The sequence below is a fragment of the Olsenella sp. oral taxon 809 str. F0356 genome, from assembly GCF_000233535.1.
Classification (GTDB): Bacteria; Actinomycetota; Coriobacteriia; order Coriobacteriales; family Atopobiaceae; genus Olsenella_I; species Olsenella_I phocaeensis.
On the sequence record NZ_JH376563.1, the window covers coordinates 279,291 to 303,656 of the forward strand.

General features: G+C 62.3%; 25 protein-coding genes. 16 read left to right on the plus strand and 9 right to left on the minus strand.

Annotation, left to right across the window (positions count from 1 at the left end; translation table 11 throughout):
* The first annotated feature begins 684 nt into the window (after nt 1–684).
* The 12 genes from HMPREF1008_RS01230 (at nt 685) to HMPREF1008_RS01285 (ending at nt 11,229) form a co-directional block, all read left to right on the plus strand.
* Nucleotides 685–1,287, plus strand: a complete 603-nt coding sequence (locus tag HMPREF1008_RS01230) for a TetR/AcrR family transcriptional regulator (RefSeq protein WP_009278026.1) — start codon at nt 685–687, stop codon at nt 1,285–1,287.
* Between the two features lie 145 nt (nt 1,288–1,432).
* Nucleotides 1,433–3,277, plus strand: a complete 1,845-nt coding sequence (locus tag HMPREF1008_RS01235) for an ABC transporter ATP-binding protein (protein ID WP_009278027.1) — start codon at nt 1,433–1,435, stop codon at nt 3,275–3,277.
* Nucleotides 3,274–5,037: an ABC transporter ATP-binding protein gene (locus HMPREF1008_RS01240; RefSeq protein ID WP_009278028.1), complete on the plus strand. Its 1,764-nt coding sequence runs from the start codon at nt 3,274–3,276 to the stop codon at nt 5,035–5,037. Before HMPREF1008_RS01235 ends, HMPREF1008_RS01240 begins: the two co-directional genes overlap by 4 nt.
* 50 nt (nt 5,038–5,087) lie before the next feature.
* On the plus strand, nt 5,088–5,684 hold the full coding sequence (locus HMPREF1008_RS01245) for an MptD family putative ECF transporter S component (protein ID WP_009278029.1): 597 nt from the start codon (nt 5,088–5,090) through the stop codon (nt 5,682–5,684).
* Nucleotides 5,681–6,433 (plus strand): energy-coupling factor transporter transmembrane component T, encoded by a 753-nt coding sequence (locus tag HMPREF1008_RS01250; protein WP_009278030.1) that lies wholly within the window; start codon nt 5,681–5,683, stop codon nt 6,431–6,433. Before HMPREF1008_RS01245 ends, HMPREF1008_RS01250 begins: the two co-directional genes overlap by 4 nt.
* 4 nt (nt 6,434–6,437) lie before the next feature.
* Complete coding sequence (locus HMPREF1008_RS01255; protein ID WP_009278031.1) at nt 6,438–7,964, plus strand: ABC transporter ATP-binding protein; 1,527 nt, start codon at nt 6,438–6,440, stop codon at nt 7,962–7,964.
* A gap of 434 nt (nt 7,965–8,398) precedes the next feature.
* Nucleotides 8,399–8,611, plus strand: coding sequence for a hypothetical protein (locus tag HMPREF1008_RS10360; protein ID WP_156797571.1), 213 nt, complete (start codon nt 8,399–8,401; stop codon nt 8,609–8,611).
* Nucleotides 8,612–8,871: 260 nt separating this feature from the next.
* Nucleotides 8,872–9,126, plus strand: coding sequence for a helix-turn-helix domain-containing protein (locus tag HMPREF1008_RS01265; RefSeq protein WP_009278033.1), 255 nt, complete (start codon nt 8,872–8,874; stop codon nt 9,124–9,126).
* An 8-nt stretch (nt 9,127–9,134) separates the two neighbouring features.
* Nucleotides 9,135–9,650 carry a hypothetical protein gene (locus HMPREF1008_RS01270; protein ID WP_009278034.1) on the plus strand — a complete coding sequence of 172 codons (516 nt, stop codon included), beginning with the start codon at nt 9,135–9,137 and terminating at the stop codon, nt 9,648–9,650.
* 16 nt (nt 9,651–9,666) lie between these two features.
* Complete coding sequence (locus HMPREF1008_RS01275) at nt 9,667–10,227, plus strand: hypothetical protein (protein ID WP_009278035.1); 561 nt, start codon at nt 9,667–9,669, stop codon at nt 10,225–10,227.
* Between the two features lie 26 nt (nt 10,228–10,253).
* The gene (locus HMPREF1008_RS01280; protein WP_198003132.1) at nt 10,254–10,937 is read left to right on the plus strand and encodes an ATP-binding protein; all 684 of its coding nucleotides are present in this window, start codon (nt 10,254–10,256) and stop codon (nt 10,935–10,937) included.
* A 16-nt stretch (nt 10,938–10,953) separates the two neighbouring features.
* Nucleotides 10,954–11,229, plus strand: coding sequence for a hypothetical protein (locus tag HMPREF1008_RS01285; protein WP_009278037.1), 276 nt, complete (start codon nt 10,954–10,956; stop codon nt 11,227–11,229).
* A 17-nt stretch (nt 11,230–11,246) separates the two neighbouring features.
* Here the strand turns inward: HMPREF1008_RS01285 and HMPREF1008_RS10555 are convergent, their stop codons facing one another.
* Together HMPREF1008_RS10555 and HMPREF1008_RS01295 are read right to left on the minus strand one after the other, a co-directional pair.
* On the minus strand, nt 11,247–11,849 hold the full coding sequence (locus HMPREF1008_RS10555) for a nucleotidyl transferase AbiEii/AbiGii toxin family protein (protein ID WP_009278038.1): 603 nt from the start codon (nt 11,847–11,849) through the stop codon (nt 11,247–11,249).
* Nucleotides 11,837–12,466 carry a hypothetical protein gene (locus tag HMPREF1008_RS01295; RefSeq protein ID WP_009278039.1) on the minus strand — a complete coding sequence of 210 codons (630 nt, stop codon included), beginning with the start codon at nt 12,464–12,466 and terminating at the stop codon, nt 11,837–11,839. The genes HMPREF1008_RS10555 and HMPREF1008_RS01295 overlap by 13 nt, the downstream gene beginning before the upstream one ends.
* 454 nt (nt 12,467–12,920) lie before the next feature.
* Between HMPREF1008_RS01295 and HMPREF1008_RS01305 the strand changes: the two genes are divergently transcribed.
* The 3 genes from HMPREF1008_RS01305 to HMPREF1008_RS10955 all read left to right on the plus strand — a co-directional run bounded on the left by HMPREF1008_RS01305 (nt 12,921) and on the right by HMPREF1008_RS10955 (nt 17,302).
* A complete protein-coding gene (locus HMPREF1008_RS01305; RefSeq protein WP_009278040.1) occupies nt 12,921–16,346 on the plus strand; it encodes a Cna B-type domain-containing protein in 3,426 nt (1,141 codons plus the stop codon).
* 311 nt (nt 16,347–16,657) lie between these two features.
* On the plus strand, nt 16,658–16,951 hold the full coding sequence (locus HMPREF1008_RS01310; RefSeq protein WP_009278041.1) for a helix-turn-helix domain-containing protein: 294 nt from the start codon (nt 16,658–16,660) through the stop codon (nt 16,949–16,951).
* A 222-nt stretch (nt 16,952–17,173) separates the two neighbouring features.
* Entirely contained in the window at nt 17,174–17,302 is a 129-nt protein-coding gene (locus HMPREF1008_RS10955; RefSeq protein WP_255348640.1) for a hypothetical protein, read from the plus strand.
* A gap of 239 nt (nt 17,303–17,541) precedes the next feature.
* On the opposite strand, the gene HMPREF1008_RS01315 is transcribed toward HMPREF1008_RS10955, so the two are convergent.
* The 6 genes from HMPREF1008_RS01315 to HMPREF1008_RS01335 form a co-directional block, all read right to left on the minus strand.
* Nucleotides 17,542–17,814 (minus strand): helix-turn-helix transcriptional regulator, encoded by a 273-nt coding sequence (locus HMPREF1008_RS01315; RefSeq protein ID WP_083823450.1) that lies wholly within the window; start codon nt 17,812–17,814, stop codon nt 17,542–17,544.
* Nucleotides 17,815–18,237: 423 nt separating this feature from the next.
* The gene (locus HMPREF1008_RS01320; protein WP_009278043.1) at nt 18,238–18,600 is read right to left on the minus strand and encodes a YraN family protein; all 363 of its coding nucleotides are present in this window, start codon (nt 18,598–18,600) and stop codon (nt 18,238–18,240) included.
* A gap of 671 nt (nt 18,601–19,271) precedes the next feature.
* Nucleotides 19,272–19,862: a hypothetical protein gene (locus tag HMPREF1008_RS01325; RefSeq protein ID WP_009278044.1), complete on the minus strand. Its 591-nt coding sequence runs from the start codon at nt 19,860–19,862 to the stop codon at nt 19,272–19,274.
* Between the two features lie 275 nt (nt 19,863–20,137).
* Nucleotides 20,138–20,332 (minus strand): hypothetical protein, encoded by a 195-nt coding sequence (locus HMPREF1008_RS09750; RefSeq protein ID WP_009278045.1) that lies wholly within the window; start codon nt 20,330–20,332, stop codon nt 20,138–20,140.
* A 54-nt stretch (nt 20,333–20,386) separates the two neighbouring features.
* Nucleotides 20,387–20,527: a hypothetical protein gene (locus tag HMPREF1008_RS10370; protein WP_009278046.1), complete on the minus strand. Its 141-nt coding sequence runs from the start codon at nt 20,525–20,527 to the stop codon at nt 20,387–20,389.
* A gap of 3 nt (nt 20,528–20,530) precedes the next feature.
* Entirely contained in the window at nt 20,531–21,595 is a 1,065-nt protein-coding gene (locus HMPREF1008_RS01335) for a site-specific integrase (protein ID WP_009278047.1), read from the minus strand.
* A gap of 148 nt (nt 21,596–21,743) precedes the next feature.
* On the opposite strand from HMPREF1008_RS01335, the gene HMPREF1008_RS01340 reads away from it, so the two are divergent.
* Nucleotides 21,744–22,169 carry a helix-turn-helix domain-containing protein gene (locus HMPREF1008_RS01340; RefSeq protein WP_040656681.1) on the plus strand — a complete coding sequence of 142 codons (426 nt, stop codon included), beginning with the start codon at nt 21,744–21,746 and terminating at the stop codon, nt 22,167–22,169.
* Nucleotides 22,170–23,205: 1,036 nt separating this feature from the next.
* Here HMPREF1008_RS01340 and HMPREF1008_RS10375 read toward each other — a convergent pair.
* On the minus strand, nt 23,206–24,339 hold the full coding sequence (locus HMPREF1008_RS10375) for a hypothetical protein (RefSeq protein WP_009278049.1): 1,134 nt from the start codon (nt 24,337–24,339) through the stop codon (nt 23,206–23,208).
* Nucleotides 24,340–24,366: the final 27 nt, after the last annotated feature.

Genomic DNA, 24,366 nt, shown 5'->3' on the forward strand with positions numbered 1-24,366 from the left:
CAAAGGGGCCGTTCCCGGACTTACACCAACTTTTCCGACGCGATCAACCACCGCGACTAGACGTGCAGGATAAGACTAGATGAAATGGGCTAAAACTCTATTCCCACTCGATGCCTTATCTTGTCCATACGGTTCTGCATGTCTCTATATGGTGCTGTACCGTCCATCTCGTGTTGCCCCATCCGAATCAATCCCGAATCAGCCCTTGATTCAGATGGAAGGGGAATGATTTTCACATAGCGCCAAATCTCACCAACTATCGCCAGCTGCAACAAGTCATTCCCCGTTTTCCCAGCGGGAATGAATGCCGGTGGCTTGGAAGACGCCCCAAGCTATCGAATCGGACCCGGTGAACAAGCTAAAGTCTCCTGTCACCAGCGCCGAAAGGGCAGCTGCTCTTTGACCGCCGCGGAATTCGGGAATGCAAATTCCCGGCAAAGTTAGAAAACATACGTCAAAGACGTGCGTCATGCCGCCGCTCTTCATCCCCATGGGCAAAGTGCAACTCTCCCGCCCATAGCCCGTCTTCGGGCATGACGGGCATGACGCGCCTCGAACCGCAGCGACCCGCCCTTCCCTAATGCACCATCCTTGACATTGCAGTTAGTCTTGGCTAACATTAGACCGACGTTCGTTCTGTGCATCAGAAACTCATCGACATGGGACAAGGAATCGGAGCATCGCTTGAGAAAGAACAGCAAAAAACCTGCAGAGCGACGCAAGGAGCTCGTGGATGCGACAGCGAGGCTCTTCGCGGAGAAGGGCTACGAGAGTACATCGGTGCGCGACATCCTGGATGCCGTGAACGGCGCTCCTGGCATGTTCTACTACTACTTCAAGTCGAAGCAGGACGTCTACGTGGCCGTCATGGAGGACTTCATCTCGGAGCGCATGGACCGCAAGTGCGCGGTCATGGAGGACGAGGGCCGGCCGTTCGACGAAAGGATCGCCGCTCTGCGCAGCCTCGTAAAGGATGACGTCAGCGAATATGTCCGCTCCTTCGACCCCGAGCCGGGTGAGTCAGTTCCCGACGCCTCTTACAAACTCTGGGACATGGTCCAGATGATCGATCGTATGGCAGGCCCCTACACCAAGCTCATGCTGGAAGGGATACAGACTGGCAAGCTCAAGAACCGTCTCGGCGTAAACGAGAGCAATGCGCAGGCCTGCGCGCTGTTCATGCTGTACGGGCTCTGGGGCGTCATGTACGACGGGCGTTTTGCACCAGAGTGTGAGCGGCATTCTCCTGAAGAGGCATTCGAGATAGCGCAGGAGCTGTTTTATTGACGTAGGCAGGCTGCAAAATCGCCGCTCTGAGCGGCGTGCAGGAAGGGACTGATGACGGGAGCATCCAGATGGATGCTCCCGTCGGTACGTTTAAGGGAAAAACGGAACGAATTCGTTCCGATAGCAGTGAAAGGAGCACGGGTCCATGGAGGACGAGACAGACCTGGAAGACCCAGGTAAAAACTTGAAAAAGAGGCAGGGCATGGCCAGGCTGCTGGCCCTCTCGGAGCGAGGGAAGGGGCTTCTCGTGTTCGGCATTGCGCTCGGCTGTATCGGGTCAGCGCTGCAGCTCGTGCCCTATCTAGCCTCATGGCGGGTCATAGCCTCTCTGATGGCAGGCGTGGCATCTGGCACGGCCCCCGAGGCGGGCTCCATGCTATGGTGGGGGGCCGTCGGCCTCGCGGGGCTTCTGGCTGGGACTGCGGCCTCCTGGATCGCTGGAATCGCCGCGCATGCGCACGCCTACCGCACGGTCTGCGACATACGCATCGCGGTCGCAGAGCATGTGGGCCGCCTCCCGATGGGCTACCTCGACTCCTCGTCCATAGGGCAGGCCGAGCAGGTGATGGATGCGGATGTCGAGCAGGTCGAGGCATTCCTCGCCCACCAGGTGCCCGACTTCGCGAGCGCCCTCGCCACGCTCATCGTCCTCTTCGTCCTGATGTTCGCCGCGAATGTCTGGCTTGCCTTGGCCTGCCTTGCGCCAATTGTCATTGGAATCACCTGTCAGCTGCAGGCGATGGCCAAGGTCATGAAGACGGGCGCGATCAAGAAGAACTTCGATGTCCTCGAACGGATCAACTCGTCGGCGATCCAGTACGTCGAGGGGATGCCCGCCATCAAAGCGTTCGGCCAGACCACGGCGTCCTTTCGCGGCTTCAAGGGCGACACCGAGGCCTACCGGGACTTCACTGTAGGCATGACCGACCAGATCCGCCCGGGCTACGTGCGTTTCCGCGTCTTCACGCTTTCGGTCGCGACCTTCGCGGCCCCAGTTGCGATAGCGCTGTTCCTCGGCAACCCCTCGGACGTCGCGCTCGCAGCCGTCTGCGTCTTCGCCCTCGTGGTCGGTCCCGCCGCCTCCTCGCCAGTACTCAAATTGCGCATGTTCGCCGAGGGCGTGAACACGGTCAACGAGGCGGTCGGGCGTGTGTGCGCAGTGCTTGACCTGGAGCCGCAAGGACAGGCTTCGCAGGATGTCCGGGCGACTCCCCAAGATGCGGGCATTGCGTTCGACCGTGTGACCTTCTCCTATCCAGGTGCCGAGAATCCCGCGGTAGATGGGGTGTCGTTCGCTGTAGAGCCCGGCAGCACTTGTGCCATCGTGGGTCCCTCGGGCGCCGGTAAGTCCACAATCGCCGAGCTAGTCGGCCGCTTCTGGGATGTGGATGAGGGAGCGGTCCGCATAGGGGGAGTCGATGTGCGCGAGCTGGGGACCGATGCGCTCATGGACGGCGTTGCCTTCGTTTTCCAGGACAGCTTCCTCTTTGCAGGAACCATCCGGGATAACATCGCCATGGGGCTACCCAGCGCGACCGAGGATCAGATAGCCGCAGCGGCTTCGGCGGCCCAGTGCGACGAGTTCCTCGCGCGGCTCCCGAAGGGAATCGACACCGTCGTCGGCGCAGGCGGTGTCCGCCTGTCGGGAGGTGAGCGGCAGCGCGTGGCTATAGCGCGGGCAATCCTCAAAAGCGCCCCCATCCTCATCCTCGACGAGGCCAGTTCCTTCGCTGACGCACAGACGCAGTTCTCGATCCACCGCGCTCTGGCGGAGCTGGCGAGGGGCAAGACGGTTCTGACAATCGCCCACAGACTTGAGACCGTACAGTCGGCGAACCAGATCATCGTGATGGATAAGGGCCGGATTGCGCAACGGGGCAGACACGACGAGCTCATAGGGGTCGATGGGCCCTATGCAGATATGTGGGCCTCCGGCGACAGAGCTGCCGACTGGAAGCTTGGCACAGAGAAGGCTGAGGTGTCGCTATGAGAGGCATTATCGAGGCGATAACCTGCGGAGAACCGAGGCGCATAGCCAGACCCGCATTCTGGAACACCATTGCCCAGCTCGTATGGTTTCTACCCTTCATCTGTCTGGTGCTGATCGTCGACTGCATGTTCGGCTTCTATGCCACAGGCGGACTGAGCAACGCCGGACTCTGGCTCGCGTGGGCCGGCATGGCCGCCTGCTTCGTCCTTGCCCTCGCGGTCGAGAACATCGCATGCAAGGTGACCTTCCGCGGCGGCTACGCTGTCGGCGCTGCGGGTCGCACAAGCCTGGCCGAGCATATCCGCAAGCTGCCCCTAGGAAAACTCGAGGGAAAGGGTGCTGGCGGCATCGCTACGACGATGATGGACGACTTCTCGCTCGTTGAGACGGGCATGACGCACCTGCTCGCCCAGGCCATCAGCGCCGGCGTCGTGGCGCTCGTCACGACGGGGGCGCTCTGCCTGCTCGACTGGCGCATGGGCCTCGCCCTCTTCGTTGGACTGCCCCTGTCTCTCACCATCACCGCCGTTGCACAGGGCTTGCAGAACCGCGCGGAGAGGCGCCTTGCCGCAACGAGGATGGAGCAGACAACCCGAATCCAGGAGTATCTGAGGGGCATGCGCGCCATCAAGGCCCATCACCTGCAGGGCGCGAGCTTCACGACCCTCGCCAAGGCATGCGAGGACTACCGAGATGCCTGCATGGCGAACGAGAGCGCGGCCGGCTCGCTCGGCGCGGTGTCGGAGGCAATTCTACGCAGCGGTCTGGCATGCATGATCCTCGCCGGCGTCTACCTGCTGGCCGGCGGCTCCCTCGACCCCACGGGGTTCGCCCTCTTCCTCCTCGTCGGCACGCGAGCTTTCGAGCCTCTTGCCGTAGCCCTCACGAGCTGGCCCGAATTGCAGCGCTGCGCGGCGGCGGGCCGCCGGATCATGTCCCTCATGGGCGAGCCGGAGATGCCCGGCGAGGCCGATGCCCCCGAGGAGTGCGGCATCTCCTTTGACCACGTGTCGTTCGGCTACGACGATGACGAGGTGCTTCACAACGTGAGCCTGGACATGAGGGCTGGGGAGCTGACCGCACTTGTCGGACCCTCTGGCTCAGGCAAGAGCACGATTCTGAGGCTTGCCGCGCGTTTTTGGGACCCGCAAGCAGGGCACGTGCTGCTCGGCGGGCTCGACGAGCGCTCCATAAACCCGGAGCACCTGCTCAGTCGGGTGTCGATCGTCTTTCAGGATGTCTACCTGTTTCAGGATACGGTCGAGGCCAACATCCGCTACGGGCGCGCGAATGCAACGCACGAGGAGGTCGTTCAGGCGGCCAAGGCGGCACGCTGCCACGACTTCATAATGGAACTGCCCAACGGCTACGATACCGTCATCGGCGAGGGCGGCTCGACTCTTTCGGGCGGTGAGCGCCAGCGTATCTCCATCGCCCGCGCCCTACTCAAAGACGCGCCTATCGTCCTTCTGGACGAGGCGACAAGCGCCCTTGATCCGGAGAACGAGGCCGAGGTGCAGGCGGCTATGGGCACGCTCGCACAGGGCAGGACTGTTGTCGCCATCGCGCACCGGCTGCGCACGGTGACGCGCGCCGACGCCATATATGTGATCGACAGCGGTCGCGTCGCGGAGAGCGGCACCCACGAGTCGCTGCTTGCCAAGGGAGGGACCTACGCGAAACTGTGGGGACTCCAGACGGATCTCGACGCCTGGCGCGCAAAGCGCCCGCACGGCAACGGCGACACGCCCGCACGATGACATCCTCCGAAGACAACGGCGTTCGCCAACCACAAGAGAAAGGAAACATCATGGAACCACAAAAGAAGAGCACATCCTCGAGGGCTGCTATTTCCGCAGGGGTGTTCATTGCGCTCTACCTGGCCATCTACGTCATCATCGGGGCCGTGTGCATGCCGGTGCCGATTCTGTTTCTGCTCATGCCCGCCCTCGTCGCCCTGCTTGCGGCACCCGTCTTCCACATAATGCTCGCCAGGTCGCCCTCGGGCGTGCCCGTCTTCATCGCCGCCGTCCTTCCGAGCCTCGTCCTCATCGCCTCGGGACACATCCCCATCGCACCTGCTGTCTCGGTCCCTGCGGGCATCGTTGCGGTGCTCATCGCGCGTGCTGGAAAATATCGCAGCTTCGCACGGAACGCCGCAAGCCACGCCGTCTTCTCCTGGAACCTGCTCGGAGGCTTCGTGCCCATCTGGTTCATGCGCGACTACTTCTTCCAAGACACCCTTGAGCGGGGTATGAGCTCAAGCTTCTGCGACACGCTCTATGCGCTCACGCCCGGCTGGGTGCTTCCGGCCATGATGGTCGCCATCGTCGTCTGCTCGATGTTGGGCTCGCTGATCGCGCGCAAGCTGCTCGCAGCCAAGCTCGAACGGGCAGGAATCCTGTGAGCTCCCTCGAAAAGCTGTATACGGAGCAGGGTCACAACGGAGGCATTGTCTTCGACCCTCGAACGAAGGCGACCCTGCTCGTCCTGCTCGACATAGCCGTCTTCCTCGGCCGCTCACTGCCCTACGAGGCCGCTGTCTTTTTGGTTTGCGTCCTGATTGTGGCAGTCGGCGGCATGGCCAGCACCGCCCTGCGCTACTGCGCGGTCTTTTCCCTGCTCGTTGCCGTCCAACAGCTGATCGGTCCCATGGTGGGCCAAAGCGCCGCGCTTTCCCTCGTGCAATTCCTGGCAGTGGCGGTCCGCAAGGTCCTGCCATGCCTACTTGTGGCCTACTGGGCCGTGGGGACAACCGGCGTCAGCGAGTTCTCGGCCGCCCTGTGGGGAAGCGGGGTGCCGAAGAGCGCCATAATCACAACATCGGTGGCCTTCAGGTGCTTCCCGACTATCGGCGAGGAGTGGCGCGCCATAAGGTCCGCCATGAAGATGAGGGGTATCGGGACGGGCCTCTCATCCTGGCTGCTCCATCCCGCCCAGACGATAGCCCACATCTATGTGCCGCTTTTCGCCTCCGTGATCTCTATAAGTGACGAACTCGCGGCTGCGGCTCTCTGCCGCGGCATGGACGATCCAGCGCCTCACACCTGCCTGGCACAGATTGGGTTGCGCGCCCAGGACTGGCTGGCTCTGGCGCTCGTAGCTGCGGGAACGGCCACGGCGGCGGCTTTCGCCATTGCCGGGAAGGGGCTCTGAGACGATGGGCCAGCCGATGATATCGCTCACCAACGTCAGCTTCTCCTATCGTGGAGCAGAATCCCCGAGCCTATCGTCGCTGTCGCTTGACGTGGGGGCGGGGGAATGCGTGCTCCTGTGCGGGAAGAGCGGTTGCGGAAAGTCAACCGTCCTCCGCCTGCTGAACGGCATGATACCCGAGTTCTTTGACGGTGACCTGACTGGGCGCGTGAGGGTTAGCGGCATGGATCCCACCACCTGCCCTCAGTACAAGGTGGCCCGCCGGGTAGGGACCGTGTTCCAGAATCCCCGCACGCAATTCTACACCCTCGACACCACGAGCGAGGTGGCCTTCGGCTGCGAGAACCGTGGGATGCCGCGTGCCGAGATCTCACGTAGGGTGAACGAAGCCGCAGCCGATTTGGGCATCGCGGCACTCATGAATCGCAACATCTTCCGCCTCTCGGGGGGCGAGAAGCAGCGCGTCGCCATCGCGAGCGTCTATGCTACCGGCCCGGAGGTGCTCCTACTGGACGAACCATCGGCGAACCTCGACTTCCCCGCGATCAGGGAGCTGCGACGTACCTTGGGCATACTAAGGTCGAAGGGCAAGACGATCCTCGTCGCCGAGCATCGCACGTGGTACCTCGAGGGCATAGTCGACCGCGCGGTCTACCTGGACGGCGGGAAGGCTTCCGGTGTCTTCGCCATGGGCGAGCTCGCCTCGCTGACCCGCAGCCAGCGCCTCGAGACGGGCATACGACCCGTGAAGCTGGAGGGGTTCGACCTCCCGAGGACGGGCGCCCCAGTGGAACACGCGCCCATGCACGAGATGCATCTCGACGACCTCGTCTTCTCATACTCACGGCATACCGCCCCCTCCCTCTCCGTTGCCGACGCGCAGTTCGGGTCGGGTCGCGTCGAGGCGATCGTGGGAGACAACGGTGCGGGCAAGTCGACCCTCGCCTCGGTGGTGTGCGGGCTTGCCCAGGAGAGGCGAGGCCGCGCCGAGATAGACGGCAGTGTTCTCAAGGCGAAAAGACGCCTGCCCATAAGCTATGAAGTGATGCAGGAGGTCAACCACCAGCTCTTCTGCGATAGTGTCGAGGAGGAGATCATCCTTGGGGCAAGCCACCCTGGCGCCCAGGCCTTGGAGTCGGTGCTCGACCGGATGGATCTCCTCGACGTGAGGGGACGCCACCCCCTGACGCTGTCGGGAGGGCAGAAACAGAGGTGCGCCATAGCGGCGGCCATGTTCTGCGGCAAGAGGGTGATGGCATTCGACGAGCCGACGAGCGGTCTTGACTACGCCCATATGGCGCAGACGGCCGGGCTGCTGCGGGAACTTGCCGCATCCGGGGTCTTCGTCCTCGTCGTAACGCATGATTACGAGTTGGCGCTGGCTGCCTGCGACAGAGTTACCGAGATGGAGGGCGGAAAGGCTATCGCCCAGTACGGTCTCGATGCGGGGGGCGCAGCGCGTCTACGCGAGTTCTTCGGGATAGGGCGATCCTCCGCATTCGAAGCGGAAAGGCGCCCGGCGCGCAGCTAGGGGGACTGCACGTGGTTCGTATCGCTTCAGACGCCCAATATTTGGGGGTTCCTTCGACCGACATGCCTTAAGCCAACGTCTTCCGTCCCTCCCGCTCGTAGCGGCGTGCTCCCGCAGGCGGAAGGGGTGAACCGGCAATGACCACAAACAGAAACACATCGCCGCAGATTCCCATCAAAGATATCTACAGCATGGATGACGTTCGAGCCATGCTCCATGTCAGCGAGCGTCGCATCCGAGAGTTCATTTCAAGATTAGACGATCCCCTGCCATTTCGATGCCTCCAGGACTCCAAGAGAGGAATGTTTATAGAGTGTTGCGAGTTCCGAGAGTGGGTTATGAGAAACACGGTGTTCGCTTCGGTGAGAGTTCATTGGGTCAAGATGGACAGTACCCAGGCGCGTCAATCTATCCAGGAGCAATCGGACCCATGGGTGGCGGAAACACCCACCGTCAAGGTTCCCGACATCAAGGTCGAGGGCGAGAACACCGGAAACGCGCTCTTCGTCATGCGCCTCGTGCATCAGCCGGTCCTGCCTCAGGACGCCTACTCCGTCGGCGAGATTGCGAAGCTGCTGGGCGTGAAGCCAATCAAGGTCTACCGCTACGCGAAGGATGCAGTCAATCCACTGCCGCTGAGGAAATGACGCAACGGCTCGCGCGGGTCGTTCGTCCTCCGCAGCGGGTTCATCGACTGGCTCCGCGAGGTGACGAACCTTCCGAAGACCCATTACCCGGATCCCGAATAAGAAAACCTGAACATACAGGCACCTTAGAAGCTCCCGAACGGGTGTCTCTCGATTTCCACAGGGCGTCAAACCGATTAAATGGCGCCGTGCGCACGGAGAATCGACCAGCCCGACGCCACGGCCGTGCAGCGGGCACCAACAGAAGGCAAGGTGTGCGAATGCGAGACAGCAAGGAAATCGAGGAGGCGATGGCGCGGGCCATCGGAGACCGTGGGCACGGCAAGTTCGAGTGCATGCCGCCGCTCTTCACCATCACCGAGGTGGCGAAGTACCTGCAGGTCAGCAACACGACGGTCTACCGTCTCATCAAGGACGGCGCGCTCTGCGGCGTCCGCATCGGGCAGTCCCTGCGCTTCACGCGCAAGAACATCGAGGACCTGCTCGAGTGCTGCGCCGTTGACGAGAACCTCTAGGACGGGAGATGATGAGACCCGCCAAAGCCGCGTTCGACCTCTCGGGCCGCTCGTTCACCACGATCTGGGACTTCATGGGCCAGAAGCTTGGGCTAAAGGGAACCGACCTGGTGGTCTACGCCCGGATCTTCGGCTTCCACCAGGCGGGTCGTGTGTACTTCGAGAGCAAGCACAGCGCGGCGGTTTTCTTCGGCGTGAGTGACCGCGCGGTCTTCGATGCGGCCGCACGGCTTAAGGCGAAGGGCCTTATCGAGGAGACTGAGCGATGCCCCGCGGCCGTCGAGATCGGCAGCAAATGCTACCGGCCAGCATACGGCCCGCTTGCCGCGGTGGGTGTCCTGCCCTGCGGGTCTGAAGAACATGCAGATACAGGAACTTCACCTTCTGAAGGAAGTTCAGAAGCGGGGTGGGGCGCCTCTGCAGAAACTGCAGAGGCGAAGGCTGCCAGCTCTGAAGAAGGTTCAGAGCCTCCCCTGAAGGATGTTCACCCAATGGCAAAGACCGGTAACAAATTCTTCGGATAGAAAAGGAAACCACCACATGAAAGCCGACTTCAAGCTCTACACGATGCGGGACGCCAAGGAGAAGGGGCTCGCGTTCGAGCCCCAGGAGGAGAAGCCCTGCCCGTTCTGCGGCAAGCCCCTCGAGCGGCTCGGGCGTCTCGGGAGCGACGGCATCGTCCGCTGGTTCATAACCACACAGTGCGACTGCGAGGGGCAGCTCGCGGAGAACGAGCGCATCAAGGGTGAGGAAGAGAAAGCGCGCGAGGAGGCGGCCCGCCGCGCAATAGTTACGAAGTGCAAGCGAGCTGGCATCGGGCGCAAGTACCTCGACGCCAACGTGAGCCAGAAGCCGTGCATCGACTACATCAACGGCTTCGCCAACTCAGACGGCAAGGGGCTCTACCTCGTCGGCGGCGTCGGAGCTGGGAAGACCTACGAGGCGAGCGCCATCGCCAAGTCGTTCATCTGGTCGGGCTATTCCGTGCTCATCGGCTCGATCTGGACGGAGCGACCATCATCCGGGTCACCGCAGTCGGCGATGGCACCCCGTACTCGAGCGCGGGCGTCTACCTCAAGCGCGTGGGGGACGAAGACGTGAAGATGCCTCGCACCGAGCTTGTGGCCATGTTCGACGAGAACCGCAACAGGTCCGACCCGTGGGATAGGCGGACCTCGCAGTACACCGTCGCCGACATCGACGAGGACGGGCTGCTTCAGGCCGCCGTGAGGGAGGCCGTCATCAACGCGTTCTGCCACCGCAGCTACGCTTCAAGCCTCGCCGTGCAGGTCGACATCTTCCCAGACAAGGTGGAAGTCTTCAGTCCCGGGCATTTCCCGTCCGACACAACTCCCGAAGAGCGCGTTCGCGCGGAACGGCCGTACTCCAAGAGTCCGAACAAGCTGATAGCCGAAACTCTGTACAGGTCGCGGGACATAGAGTCATATGGCACCGGCATACCGCGCATCAGGGACCTATGCGCCAGCGCAGGCGTCTCGTTCGAGTACCTCGTGATGGCGCAGGGCACCGTCCTGCGCTTCCACCGCCCGGACTGGGCCAGATCCGAAGCCGCGACGAACGGTCCTGAAAACAACGGGCTCAGCACGGCACTTCCCGCACACGGGGAAGAAGTGATCGAGTACCTGCGCGCTCATGGCAAATCCGGATCCGCAGAAATGAGCAAGGAAATCGGCGTGAGCGAATCCCAAACCAGGAGGATACTCAGCAAGATAGTCGAATCCGGCGCCATCGTCAGAATCGGCCGGTCAGTATCAGCACAATACGACCTGCCAGGTCAGGCCAAGCATTGAATTGCCGCGCACCCGAATGCGCGGCAATGCGCAGCAATGCGCGGCAATTCTGCGCCACGAGTTGAAGGCTGAGACGGTCAACGTCCTGAACGCGAGCGGCGAACCGCTGCAGACCGAGTTCGAGGACCGGAAGGCCTTCGATGATTACGTGGCGTCATGCATCGACGAGAGCGAAGTCTTACTCGGACGGCCGGCAGTCGCCGGCCAGATTTACGCTTTTGCCATGTGTTACTACGAGACTTGGAGCTCGCGCACGATCGTCTACGCGGCCGAGAGCAACGAGGATCTGTGAGCGATGCCCATTGGGCTCTATCCGCGCGCCATCTTCTGGAGGTTCCGCACCTTCCAGAGCGCTTCGGGGCTCCTTGACGCGGCGCCGGCCGTCTCGGCGTCCGCGAAGAGGAGGTCTGGGCGGCAGTCCGCATCCGCGAGCCTGTCCAGATACTCCCTCTCGGCATCGTCTCTCGGGAGCACGCCGGCATCCGGGCGGAGCGGGCACGACCGCAGCGTGGGCGCGGCGAGCGGCGAGCGGTTCATGTAGATGCAGTCGATCTTGACGTGGTCGGGACCCCACGCGCCTCCGTAGCGCAGCATGAAGGTCCTTCCCGCGTGGCCGCCCTCCCCGGGACCCACGGCGTACCCGAGCGCGGTCGCCACCTCCCCGATGGCGGCCTCGACGAGGGGGCGTTCCGCGAGCATCGCGGCGCGGCCGACGGCGCCCACGTACGACACGTCGATGTCGACCGAGAGCCGAGGCATCCCGAGCATGAAGAGGTTGACGGCGGTGCCTCCGTGCATGGCGAGCTTGCCCCGCAGATCGGGATGCTGTCCCATCTCCTCGAGGACGTCGAGGAGCCTGTCCACCTTGTCCGCCGTCCTCGGCTGGAACTCGTCCATGCTCACGATACCCACGAGCGCACCTCCTCCTCCGTCTCCGGCAGCGTCATGCGCCACCTATTTGACCAGCCGCGCGATCCGGGGGACCGCTTGTCGAGCTTGGAGGTCACGCCGGCGCACCTCTCCTGCAGTTGCTCGATCACATCTTCGGGCACGCGCCACCGCCCCGCCTTCGCCTCGAGCAGCCAGCCAGCCCTCGCGGCGAGCGACGCGCTGTCGGCGCATGCGAGCTCGGCGACGGCCGCCGAGTCCACGTACGGCATGGCGGAGAGGGACCTGACCGCCTCCTCGATGCCGCCCGACCATTCCGGGTGCTTCAGGCAGTCCACGATGGTCTGCTCCCGCGTGGTCGCGAGCGCGCTGCCGAACGCGCTGCCGCGCACCCTTCGGCTGCGCGCGGCGCCGTCGGCCGGGTGCGGGACGTAGTCGATGCCGCCGAAGGAGAACGGGGCTCTGGCGCGGCCGGTCCGGAACCTGCACTCGAAGACGACGTTATGCGCCACGCCGAGCGCCTCCAGGGCGGTGTGGTACGAGAGGACGGCGCCTGGGTCGAGGGCCGTGACGACCTCGTAGGGGTCGACGCCCACGCCCTCGAACCTGCCCGCGTGCGAGGCGTAGAGCCCGCGCCGCACGCGCTTGCTTCCGTTGGAGAAGCATGCCCATCATATCACAAACGAGCACATATATGTGCTTTATTTTATAGGGCTGGAGACTTGGTTGTGAAATTGCAGCGCGGCGGCGGCAATCTCGCCGTTGGCCGGACACGGCAGCGGGGCGGACGGCATGCCCATCGCGGTGGTCGCTATGACCAGCGCGTCGCCCTCGCTGGCAGCAGGATTGTACCATAAACAGCATGTATACGTGCTGTTTATTCGGAAGGACCCGCCAGCCGGCCACTATTGGGGGCGCGAACGACCAGAGGCAGCACCCCTTTGCGTCCATGCTCTGGCAGGTCATCACACATTATTTTGGCACCTGCCATGCAGGTTTAGCTTGCGTTTTCGGGGGGGTAAAGTCATCCTGTAGGTTCGTGGGATTTTATGCCCCAGAGCCGACCGAGACAGCGAAAGGGAGAAAAGGAACACAGTGAGAAAGAAACTATGCTGCATCATGAGCGCGGTGCTCGCGCTCGGCATCTGCGTGCCCGGGAGGGCGATGCAGGCGCTGGCGGCCGACGGCGGCGGGCAGGTCTCGACGTCGGCAACGGCCCCGCAGGAGCCCGCCGCCTCCGGCCAGGCGGTGGACGAGTCGCAGGTCACCTCGGCCGTCGCGCGGGAGCAGGGCGAGCAGGGGGCCGCCTCCGACCCCGGCAAGGCCTCGCAGGCCGTCCCGGCCCCGGCGGACGAAAAGGCGTCCGGCGAGGCTATGCAGGCGAACGGCACCAGAGGCAGCCCGACCGAGGAGCCGCCTGCCGACGTCCCCGCAGCCGCGAAGGCGCCTCTGCGCGCGCCAGCAGCGGCGAAGCAGGTCGATGCGACGGTCACGAAGTTCGATATTCAGGACTGGAGCCACAACACGGCGACACAGCTGCACGAGACGTCCCACTTCTACCTTGCGATGGATTGGGATGCCAGCGCGAACGGGACGGACATCCACGAGGGTGACTACTTCGACATCACGCTGCCTGACAACATGCGCTTCCCGGACAGCTCGCCGGCGGCAGACTTCAACCTGACCGATGCCGACGGAAACGTCGTGGCGACGGCGCACGTCACACCTGGTCCTGGCGGCGATAATCATGACGCTGGCGGCACCGTTCGAGTTACCTTCACCGAGGGCGCGGAGAGCAAGTACAACGTCAAGGGCACGATACACCTGTCTGCCTGCTTCGACAGGTCGAAAATCAAGACGGGGGAGGACAACACCTTCACCGTGACGGTCAACGGCGAGGTCTCCGGCCACGGCAGCAGTGCTACTGTCGGCATCATTGGACAGCAGGACCTTCCTGACGAGGTGCTAGGCAAGTGGGGCGGTAAGGTCTCCGGCGACAAGCACCAGGCAATGTGGCATGTCCGCATCAATCACAACAAGAGCAACCTCACGAACGTCGTCGTGACGGACGAGCTGCAGGGCGGTACCGAGACCTACATCCCCAGCTCCTTCAAACTCGACAGAGTCGATTTCACCTCCAAGGGGTACGTCAACCACGTGTACGAGACGGTCGACACGAGCTCCATGCTCGCCATCTCGCCCGATGGCCACTCGTTCACGCTCAACTTGGGGAACGTCCCCGGCGATCAATACCGACTGACATACGCATCCACCTACACGCCCGGCTCGACGCTCAAGAACAAGCTGAAGCTCACGTCGACCGAGCAGAGCAAGGTCGCCGAGTCTAACTACCACTCCTCCGACTCGGGCGGCACAGCCGGCGGCGACCTGGCAAGCAAGATCAAGCTCGTCAAGGTGGCCGCCGATGACACGTCGGTCGTGCTCGCGGGCGCTGTCTTCACCGTGACCAGGCCCGACGGCTCCACCTTCGAGCTCACCACGGGCGCCGATGGCACGGTGACCTCCGGCCACCTCGAGCAGGGCACGTACAAGGCCAAGGAGAAGACCGCTCCCACGGGCTACGAGCTCAACGAGCAGGAGTACACCCTCACGGTCAACTCCGCCGGCGGTGCTCTCCAGACCATCACCGACGAGCCGGTGAGGACCTCCGTCGACGTGACGAAGTCTTGGGTCGGCCCGGAGGGCGGCGACGTCACCGTGCGCTTGCTCGCCGACAACACTGACACGGGCAAGACGGCCACGCTCTCCGCAGCCGGCGGCTGGACGGGGTCCTTCGACGGCCTGCGCAAGTTCGACGTCAATGATGGTCATGAGATCGTCTATACCGTCTCCGAGGACCCGGTGGCCAATTACGATTCAACCGTCTCCGGCGACGCCGCCTCCGGCTTCACCATCACCAACACCAACGCCGAGACCGTGAGCGTCTCTGGCACCAAGACCTGGGACGACGCGAACGACCAGGACGGCAGGCGCCCCGCCAGCATCACCGTCAACCTCATGAAGGACGGCGTGAAGGTCGACTCCAAGACCGTGACGGCGGCCGACGGCTGGAGCTACTCCTTCGCCGGTCTCGCCAAGTACGACCCCGCCGACGGCCACGAGTACGCCTACGCGGTGGCCGAGGACGCGGTCGCGGGCTACATGGCTACTTCCAACGGCTACAACCTCACCAACACGCATGCCCCCGAGACGACGTCGGTCCCCGTGACCAAGGCGTGGGTCGGCCCCAAGGGGAGCCAGGTCACCGTGCGCCTGCTCGCGGACGGCGCGGCGACGGGCAAGACCGTCACGCTGAGCGATGGCAACAACTGGACGGCCTCCTTCGAGAACCTGCCCAAGTATCGCGACCACGGCACCGAGATCGCCTATACGGTCAGCGAGGAGGTGGTCGACGGATACAGCTCGTCCATCTCGGGCGACGCCGCATCGGGCTTCACCATCACGAACACCAACACCGAGAAGGTCGGCGTCTCCGGAACTAAGACCTGGGATGACGACGGCAACCGCGACGGCAAGCGCCCCGACTCCATCACCGTGCGCCTGCTGGCGGACGGGGTCGAGCGGGCCGCGAAGACCGTCACGTCCGACGACGGCTGGGCGTGGTCCTTCGACGGCCTTAACAAGTACGACCAGGCCGACGGGCACGAGATCTCCTACACCGTGACCGAGGACGCCGTCCCCGGCTACGCCACCACGGTCGACGGCTTCGACGTCACCAACTCCCGCACGCCCGGCAAGACCTCCGTCACCGTCACGAAGGCGTGGGACGACGGAGGCGACCAGGACGGCGTCCGCCCCGGCACCGTGAAGGTGCAGCTCTACGCGAATGGAACCGCCTCCGGCGACCCCGTCACTCTGGACGAGGGCAACCAGTGGACCCACACCTGGACCGGCCTGTTCCAGAAGGAGGGCGGCCAGGACGTCGTCTACACCGTCGGGGAGCTCGACGCGCCTGCCGGCTACACGTCCGCGGTCTCCGGCGACGCCACGGCCGGCTTCACCGTCACCAACGCCCACGCCCCCGAGGTCGTGGGCGTTCCCGTGGCCAAGGTTTGGGTCGGGGGCGAGGCCGGTCCCGTCACCATCCACCTGCTCGCCGACGGTGTTGACACTGGTAATACTTTGACGCTTACCGCTGACGGCGACTGGAAGGGTTCCTTCGAGGGGCTGCCCAAGTACAAGGACCATGGAACCGAGATTGCCTACACTATCTCCGAGGATGCGGTGAGTGGGTACACGTCACAGATCTCCGGTGACGCCAAGGGGGGCTTCACGGTGACGAACACCAAGGACGAGATCCCCGGCAAACCCGGCGGTCCGTCCCAAGGCAAGCACGGCGGGGACTCGTTCCTGCCGAAGACCGGCGACGACACCGTAGCGCCTATAGCCCTTCTGGCGGCCGCCCTCGCGGCAGGGGCGGCCGGGCTCATCGCCCGCCGCAGGATGACGGCGGAGCCGGACGACAGCGCCGCCGGATGCGCGCGCCATTCGAAGAGGTAGACGCCTAGCCGAACAGAGAAGGCCTACGTAGGGAAACCGCCCCCTGGAAGCGATTCCATCGCTCCTGGGGGGCGGTTCGCTTGAGCAACGGGGCGGACGTGCCCGGGCCAACCGTCCGCCACACCCGGGACCCGGGAGGCGCCCGGGCAAACGACCGTAAGGCGGCATCGCGATGGCCTCCGGTCGATTCCCGCCGAGACGAATCGCGCGCAACTGCCCCACCGCTCGGAGGCGATGCACCCAGAACAGGGGAACCAGCCGCCACCTCCTTGCCGCTTGCGAGACAGGCAAGCAGAAGAGGTGAGGCGACCATGCCCGCTGCGAACAGAAACCGGAGCCACATCCCCCTTAAGGACTACTACAGCGTCGCCGACGTCTCGACCCTGCTGGGAATCGGGGAGAACGAGGTGCGCCGGCTCGCCGGAAGGCCAAGCGACCCCCTCCCATTCCGCCGACTCGCGAGCAGGGTCCGCGGGATGTTCATCGCCCGACGCGAGCTCGTGGAGTGGGTCCAGCGGAACACCGTCCTCGTCGCATCCGGCAATAGCGCCCCGCATTCCCGCAGAGGGCCGGATGAGCGCGGAAGCCGCGATGAGGAGCGATGAGCCGGACGGATACTGGTGCGGGGACATGAGTTCCTCACCTGCATAAGAGAGGCGAGTCCTGCCTTCTGGCGCGTGGGCGGCGCATGGGCGAGAGGATGCACGGCGATCAGGCTGTATTGTTATTTCAATTCAGGAAAGTTCCATGATAAAGAACGGCATTCAGGCACATCCACATGTGCGCAAGATCGTCGCGACAGTCCCCGCGCATATGCCGCGACGTCGGTGAACGTGCAAGACACCGAGTATACCACCGCCGCGAGCGGCACCGGCTTCAAGGACGGCGCCTGGTCGCGGGACGGCAAGGACGGCATATCGCTCGTCGACTGCGATGGGGGAAGATCGGTGCAGTAGGCGACCTCATCATAAAACGACCGGAAGAATACTGTCGCCGCGGCCTCCACGGTCGACGCCAAGACCGTCATCGAGTCCGCGCCCGCCTGCGCCCGGGGACGGACGATCGACAACGGCGAGTTCTACGGGACGGCCATAACGATGTCCTCCGTGGACCCGTTCTCCTCGAGCACCAAGAACTCGGGCGGCTCACACGTGGGCTTCCTCTGAAAACTGGGGCGTGGCACCGCTCTCTTTGGTCATCCTTTCGCCTCCTTCTTCACCCATTCATGCGGCGGGGTTGGTCTGGCGTTGCAGGCGGTCAGCCTGAGGAGAGGCCGCTCCTCCCAGAAGAGCTCGTCCAGGGTCCGTTCGAGCGCCTTGCAGATAGCGCGGCAGAGGTTGACGCTGGGGTTGTAGTCCCCGCGCTCTATGGCATTGATGGTCTGCCTGGACACGCCCACCAGGTCCGCAAGCTGCTGCTGAGAGCAGTCCTTTACGGCCCGTGCCGACTTCATCATCAGGCTCTTCACTCTCCTCAACCCCCTCTCCCCTCAGGTGGCCGGCAAGGGAGATCGCTGCCGGAATCAGGAAGGCAAGGCCCGAGCAAAGATTGAAGCCTATGCTACCTGCCGCAAGCTGTCCCACGGGGTGGCCCTCCTGCATGAGCCTGAGGGCGCGCCGGCAGCGTTCGCAAGGCCAACGAGCGCCATGAGCGCAGTCCAGCTCTTCCACTTACTTGCCCTCACGCCAAAGTAGGCACTTCCATGCATGCAGCACGAGGCGAACACGATGGGAGACGCGAGGCCAACTACCAGCGGCCCGAGCGAACAGCGCGGCCGGTTCAATTCGACGCTCACTCGGCAGGCAAGCCGGCGGGGCCGGTGCCAGCTGCCCCGCCGAACAGACACCAACCAGCCGGGGCCGGGAGCCGAAGCTCCCGGCCTTGAGAGCTTCTAGAACGCGCAAAGCGCGTTGCGATGATGGCGGAGAAGTGCCTTGCTCTCACCGATGACGAGCATGTTCACGTAGTCGAACCGGATCATGAAATCCGCCTCTTCGGTGTGCTCCGCCAGGTAGGCGACTGCCAGGCGTTCGAGGGAATCGCGGTCGAGCCTGTCCTCGGGGAATCCGTCGCCGGTGTTGCCGGTGATTCCGCAGCTTATGAAGACCAGGGTGCTCTCGTCTTCGTCGTCGCGTGCGATGAAGTCGACACTGTCGCTGCCGTGCGCCCAGCCTTCCTCGAGGATTTCGAAGCCCCTGCGCTCGAGGTACGTCTTGATACCGGACATTACCTTGGCTTGGATCGTTGCTTCCATTGTGATGACCTCCTAAGTCTTTCAGCCCGCCCCTTTGGCGAACTTCGTGGCTCGCACGGCGCCGGAGTTCCTGGAGCGTGCAAGGGGGGAAGCAAAACCCGGAGGGCCCGAGTTTTCGCCATCTATTTGGACATGGCCAGCGAAAAGTTTTTGCGGCCCTTGCACGCGGAGGGGTCCTCGGCGAGAGTGCAGGGTCGAAGGAGAGCGAAGGAGGCGCACCCAAGTGACGGGGGTCGTGGAGGCACAGCCAGCAGGCATGGCCATCAGGCGCTATGCACAGGATTCATGGATACAAGGGGCTGGGCGCATGGCGTGTAGAAGCGTCTTCATGCACGGTGACGAGGACGAGAGCGCCCGTACATCTTGCGGAACATTGCTAGCGCTGCCGCCCGAGGTCAGCGCAAACGCCGACGTTCTGCGGCCATTCCGGCAACATGCAAAGAGACGATTGGTTCGTCACGCATGTGAACCCGCATCGGGAGAGCTGGGTGGGGCGCTGCCGCGAGTCGTGCTTCCGAGCTGGGGGCATCTAGGCGCCAGGCAAGCTGCCCGCCTTCGGGCGGGCGGAATTTAGAAGCAATCGAATTGTCACCACATGACTACGCGCCCACGAACATGGAAAAGCCCGCCGACCGAAGCCGACGGGCTCGTCACGTTGAATGCGATTCCGGTTATGCGCGCTTGCGGATGAAAGCAGTTTCGCCGTTGATGTAGTTGTTCGGGTTCCACGTCCAGTCGCCGTCGTGGTCGTAGTGTTCGACGTAGGGTCGGCCGTCCTTGAAGCCCGCCACCGGCCACGCCTCCAGAGACTCGTAACCGCGCATCCAGACCTCGTCGCCGACCCGCAACTCTTCAACCGGGACCTTCTCGGCGTCGAGGAGCTCGCCGAGGCGCTCCTTCTCTGGCATCGCCTCATCGAGCGCGTGCAGCATCTCGTCGAACGGGTGCTCGGCTTGCTCCTCGAAGCCGTCGCAGAGGGCCTCGCGGGCGACGATCTTCCAGCCGTCTATGACGTAGATGCCGTTGTCGCCCTGGTCGCCGAGGCGTTCGAAGCGGTTGATGCCCACGGAGAGCGACCCTCCGAAGAAGTTGCCGGCGACCTGAGCCAGGCGCGCCCAGCCGTAGCAGTCGGCATCCGGTGCGCGGTAGCCCTTGAGCTCGCAGTACTTCAGAAGCGGCTCGACGGTGTCGCGCCCGCCGTTCCAGTGCAGGTAGACTGCCAGATCGTGATCCTTGGTGGTGATGACTGCCCTGTTGCCCATTGTGATGGCCTCCTTATGTTTGGGCCCGCCCCTTTGGCGAACCTCGTGGCTCGCGTGACGGACGGGCTCGCGGAGCGCGCAAGGGAGGAAGCAAAACCGCAAGGCCTGAGTTTTCGCCGCAGGCCAGGAAGCGGCCGGCGAAAAGTTTTTGCGGCCCTTGCGCGCGGAGCGGTTCCGGGCGATGCTGCGGGAACGAGGAGAGCAAGGGAGCGCGCCCATGCCCGGAGGTCGGTGGGCACGGGCGCGCATGACGGGAAGGTCTCGTTTTGGCGGTGCTAGCGCTGTAGGTTCATGATGTCGCGAGCGTGGGTCTGCGCTGAGTCGAAGTGCTTGCCCCGCCCGATGTCGACTGCTTCGGGTGCGCCGAGCGCTGCGAACGTGTCCGCGAGGATCTCGGTCAGCCTCACGATGCGCTCGTCAGCTTGGCTGATGTCGGCAAGGCGCGAGAGCTCGTCGTGCACGCGCTCCATGGCGACGCGCAGGTTCTTCTGGACCTTGACGCTCGGTACGACGGTGACGTCCTCTCACTCCAGGCGCTTGAGGATGTACTCCTGCTTGGTCATGCCCGAGAGGGCTACGAGCTGGTCGAGCCATTCCGCATCCTCCGGCGTGGTCCTGAAGCCGATCGTCACGCTGCGGCGCCTGTGGTCGTTGGGGCAGGGCATGGTCTACCTCTTCATCTCGTCGAGGGCGTCTGCCATGGCGGATTGCTTGTCGGGGAACAGGTGCGCGTACCGGAAGGTGATGTCGGCGCTCTCGTGGCCGAGCCTGTCGGCGATGGCAACGGCGGAGAACCCGAGGTCGATGAGCAGCGAGACGTGGCTGTGCCTCAGGTCGTGGACGCGGATCTTCTTGACGCCGGCGAGCTGGCTTCCGCGCTTCATCTCGTGGTAGAGGCAGTGCTTCGTGACGGTGAAGATGCGCTCGTCGGGGGCGATGCCGAGCTGTTTGACGTACTCCTCGAGCTCGTCCCTCAGGAAGGTGGGCATCTGCACCTTGCGCACCGACTTCGGCGTCTTGGGGTCGGTGATAATGTCCTGGCCGTGCGCGCGGCGGTACGACTTCCTCACGTAAAGCAGCGACCTTTCGAAATCGAGGTCGTTCGGGGTGAGCGCCAGCATCTCTCCCTCGCGCAGACCGCACCAATACAGCACCTCGAACGCATGGTAAGAGAACGGTTTGTCGGATATGGCGTCGGCGAACTTGAGGTACTCCTCTTTCGTCCAGAACTGCATCTCGCTCGCCTCCGAGGATCCCATGCGCTGGGTCTTCTTGCAGGGGCTGTCCTTGAGCCCGTAGAGCCGGCTGGCGTGGTTGAATATGGCGGTGAGCTGGTTGTTGACGGTGCGCAGGTACGTTGGGGAGTACTGCTCGCCGCGGCTGTTGGTCGCCTTCATCAGCCGGTTCTGCCACCTGACGATGTCGACGGGCTCGATCTCGTCCATGCGCATGTGGCCCAGATAAGGCAGGATCTTCGATTTGATGGTGTACACCTTGTTCTCGTAGGTGCTCTCCCGGATGCGCGGCCTTATGTCCTCGAGGTACGTTTCCACGAAGGCGGCAAGCGAGCTGCTCACGGAGCCCTCTGCCTCTACCGCGTATTCGTCGTGCCAGGCGAGCGCCTCCTCCTCCGTCTCGAAGCCCCGCTTGGTCTTGTGGCGCCTTTCGCCGTTGTAGTCGTGGTACCAGACCTGCGCGGTCCAGGTGCCGTTTTCCTCTTGCCTGACCGACATCCCCGACGCCCCTTTCAAAACAACACGTATATGTGCCCTTCTGCTTTTGGATGGTAACAATACCAATATGTGCTGTCAAGGCATTGCGCACAAATTTGTGTTGTCGTAAGATGAGCAAAATACGTTTACGGCAAGAGATTGGCGGATTATGAGCTTAGGTACCCGTCTCAGGAGGTTCCGCAGGGAAGCGGGGATGACCCAGCGCGAGCTCGCCGAGGAGATCGGCGTGACCGAGTCTGCCGTGCGCAACTACGAGCTCGGCTACAGGAACCCCAACAAGGCGAACCTCGCCGCGCTGGCGAAGACGCTCGGCGTGACGGAGGAGGCGCTCTCCGACATGGGACCCGAGACCGCTCGCGGCGCGCTCGAGATGCTCTTCCGCATGGAGGACAACTTGGGTCTCAAGCTCGTCGACACCGGCCAGGGTCTTGCGATCGCTGTGGATCCCTCCGTGGAGGGCTCCCAGAAGTTCTCTCAGGCCCTGAAGGCGTGGAAGCGCAAGAAGGATGCCTTGGAAGCCGGCGACCTCTCAGAGGCCGATTACGAGGCTTGGAAGCTCTCCTTCAAGGGATAGAAGCGGACTTGCTTTAGATATCAAACATGAGATCGGCGGTCGCGAGGCCGCCTTTTTCGTGCCTGGAAAGGGTGCCTCTCAACCCTCCTCAGAAATTTATTCCCCTATCGATTTCAGGGGGTTTTGAAACGATTTTTCGAGCTTGTGCGAAGGTCGTTAACAATCCTCTTGGAGTGAAACACCCCATATTGCAAGCCACCGGCACCCCAGAATAAACGTGTCAAAACCCCCGATTTGGGCTGTTCGGCCGAAAATTTATTCCCCTATCGGGAACTGGGGAAACTCCGATTTCGGCGTCTCAAAACCCGGGTGACTACCAACTGGGTGCAGATCGGGTGCAGCTCGCGGATTCCGCCGATTTCCTCGCGCTAACAATCCAAAGGGAGTGGAAAGTCTCAAAAACGTCTCTAACAATCTCGTCACATCTCGTGCAACCTCTAACAATTCCCGTGCGGCTAAACGACGTCGAAATCCGCTCATCCGAGCGGAAACCGCTGGTAGATTTGCCGCCCGAAGACATGGGAAGACCCCGGAATGCGTGGAACCGGGGGTCTGGACTCGAAATTCATTCCCCTTTTTTAGCAGGTGGCTTACACCTTGTCGTGGTACCAGATGGTACGAGGTTGTTAGAGGGGTGACTACCAGTGACTACCACTCTGACCTGGGCTTTCTACTCCCACTCTATAAATTTTGTTTTTCACCTGGTGCATAGATTGCTCTAGTTTGTATCGCCATTTGACATGGCGGCACGTTACGGTACATGGTGACACGTTACTGAGACAGCACTGGGACAAAAACCGAAACTCAAACTAAACTCAGCCGGATTGAGTTTCAATTTTTGTCCCAGTAGATGATGGGGCGGGGTAGAGAGGTCAAAAACTCTCCCCTAGCGCCGAAAACCTGCAAGCCACTTGCAACTAATCCAAAGGAGTAACTACAAGTGGCTGGCAATCTTGATAAGAAACCGCAGGTAAAAGACTTGTCGAGACTTCACCAGCCCGAAGAATGGTTGCAGGTGGCTTTTGGCTAATTATGCCTAGTCGAACACCTTGGAATGATATGCGATCGTTACGGTTAAGTTAGGCTTAAATTGGTCTTCCGTGGTGAATGACTTCGTGTCTCCGATGCGGACTTCAAAGACTTCACCCTCTTTGTTGAACAATCCAACTACTACGTCTTTTCTTGGTTCAGCTACGACATCCAAATAGCCGGCGCCCTCAAACGCGGATACGACTTCCTGATAGCCCATTCCCTTAGCATCTTCGCTTGAAAGCGGAGGGTTTAGGCTGGCTAGTGTGTGATAAGTGACCTCGGGTTTGATAAAACAAGGCATCCTAAGCTCAGCCGTGAAGCTGCTAAATATACCGATCTTCACATTTGTCACCAATCCATCTTGTTCGGCTTGAGAAGGAGCTAGGTCTGAAATCTCGACTTGCTCAACATCCCAGAATCCAGCTGCACTGAGCTGTTCAGCAACCTCGCCATGGCCACTTCCTATCATTTCGGATGAAGAATGCCCGATGACTTTAAGCGAGCTTACCAACAACGCAATAGCAAGTGCGATTGTTAGAACGATGATTGCGATGAGCTTTACCTTGCGAGCCTTTCGCCCTGCGGGACTCTTCCGCCATTCCGCACGCATTGCAGCCTTCTCTTGGCGTTTTCTCTCTTCCTCTTCACGGGCTCGTTTGAGTTCTTCTTCCTTATCTTTTCTTTTGCTGCGGTTTACTGCAGTCGCAAAAAGACCTGCGTCTATTGCAGCTCCCACAGCGTCAGCGACCCCAAAGTCCTCAGAGTTTGAATTGGAGTAAGTATTCGTATCGTCGTCGGAGTCTCCATAGTACGTCTTGCCGTTATCGGAGTCCCAATGGCCCCAATCTTCGCCTTCACCGTAAAACGATCCGCTTCCGTCTGCGTTTCTAAATCCCCAACTACCATCTTCGCCGTAGTAAGATCCGCTTCCGTCAGCATTCTTGAAACCCCAGCTACCGTCGGCACTGTAATATGATCCGCTTCCGTCGGCATTGGTAAAACCCCAGCTACCGTCGTCGCCATAGAATGACCCACTGCCATCACTGTTCTGGGATGCCCAGCCTTCTTCTTTTGTACGCTCGGAAAACTCATCCATATTGTCGGAGTCTAGGTAGCTCCATCCTTCGTGTTCAGCCATTAGCTCCCCCTTTCTCCTTGCGAGAAG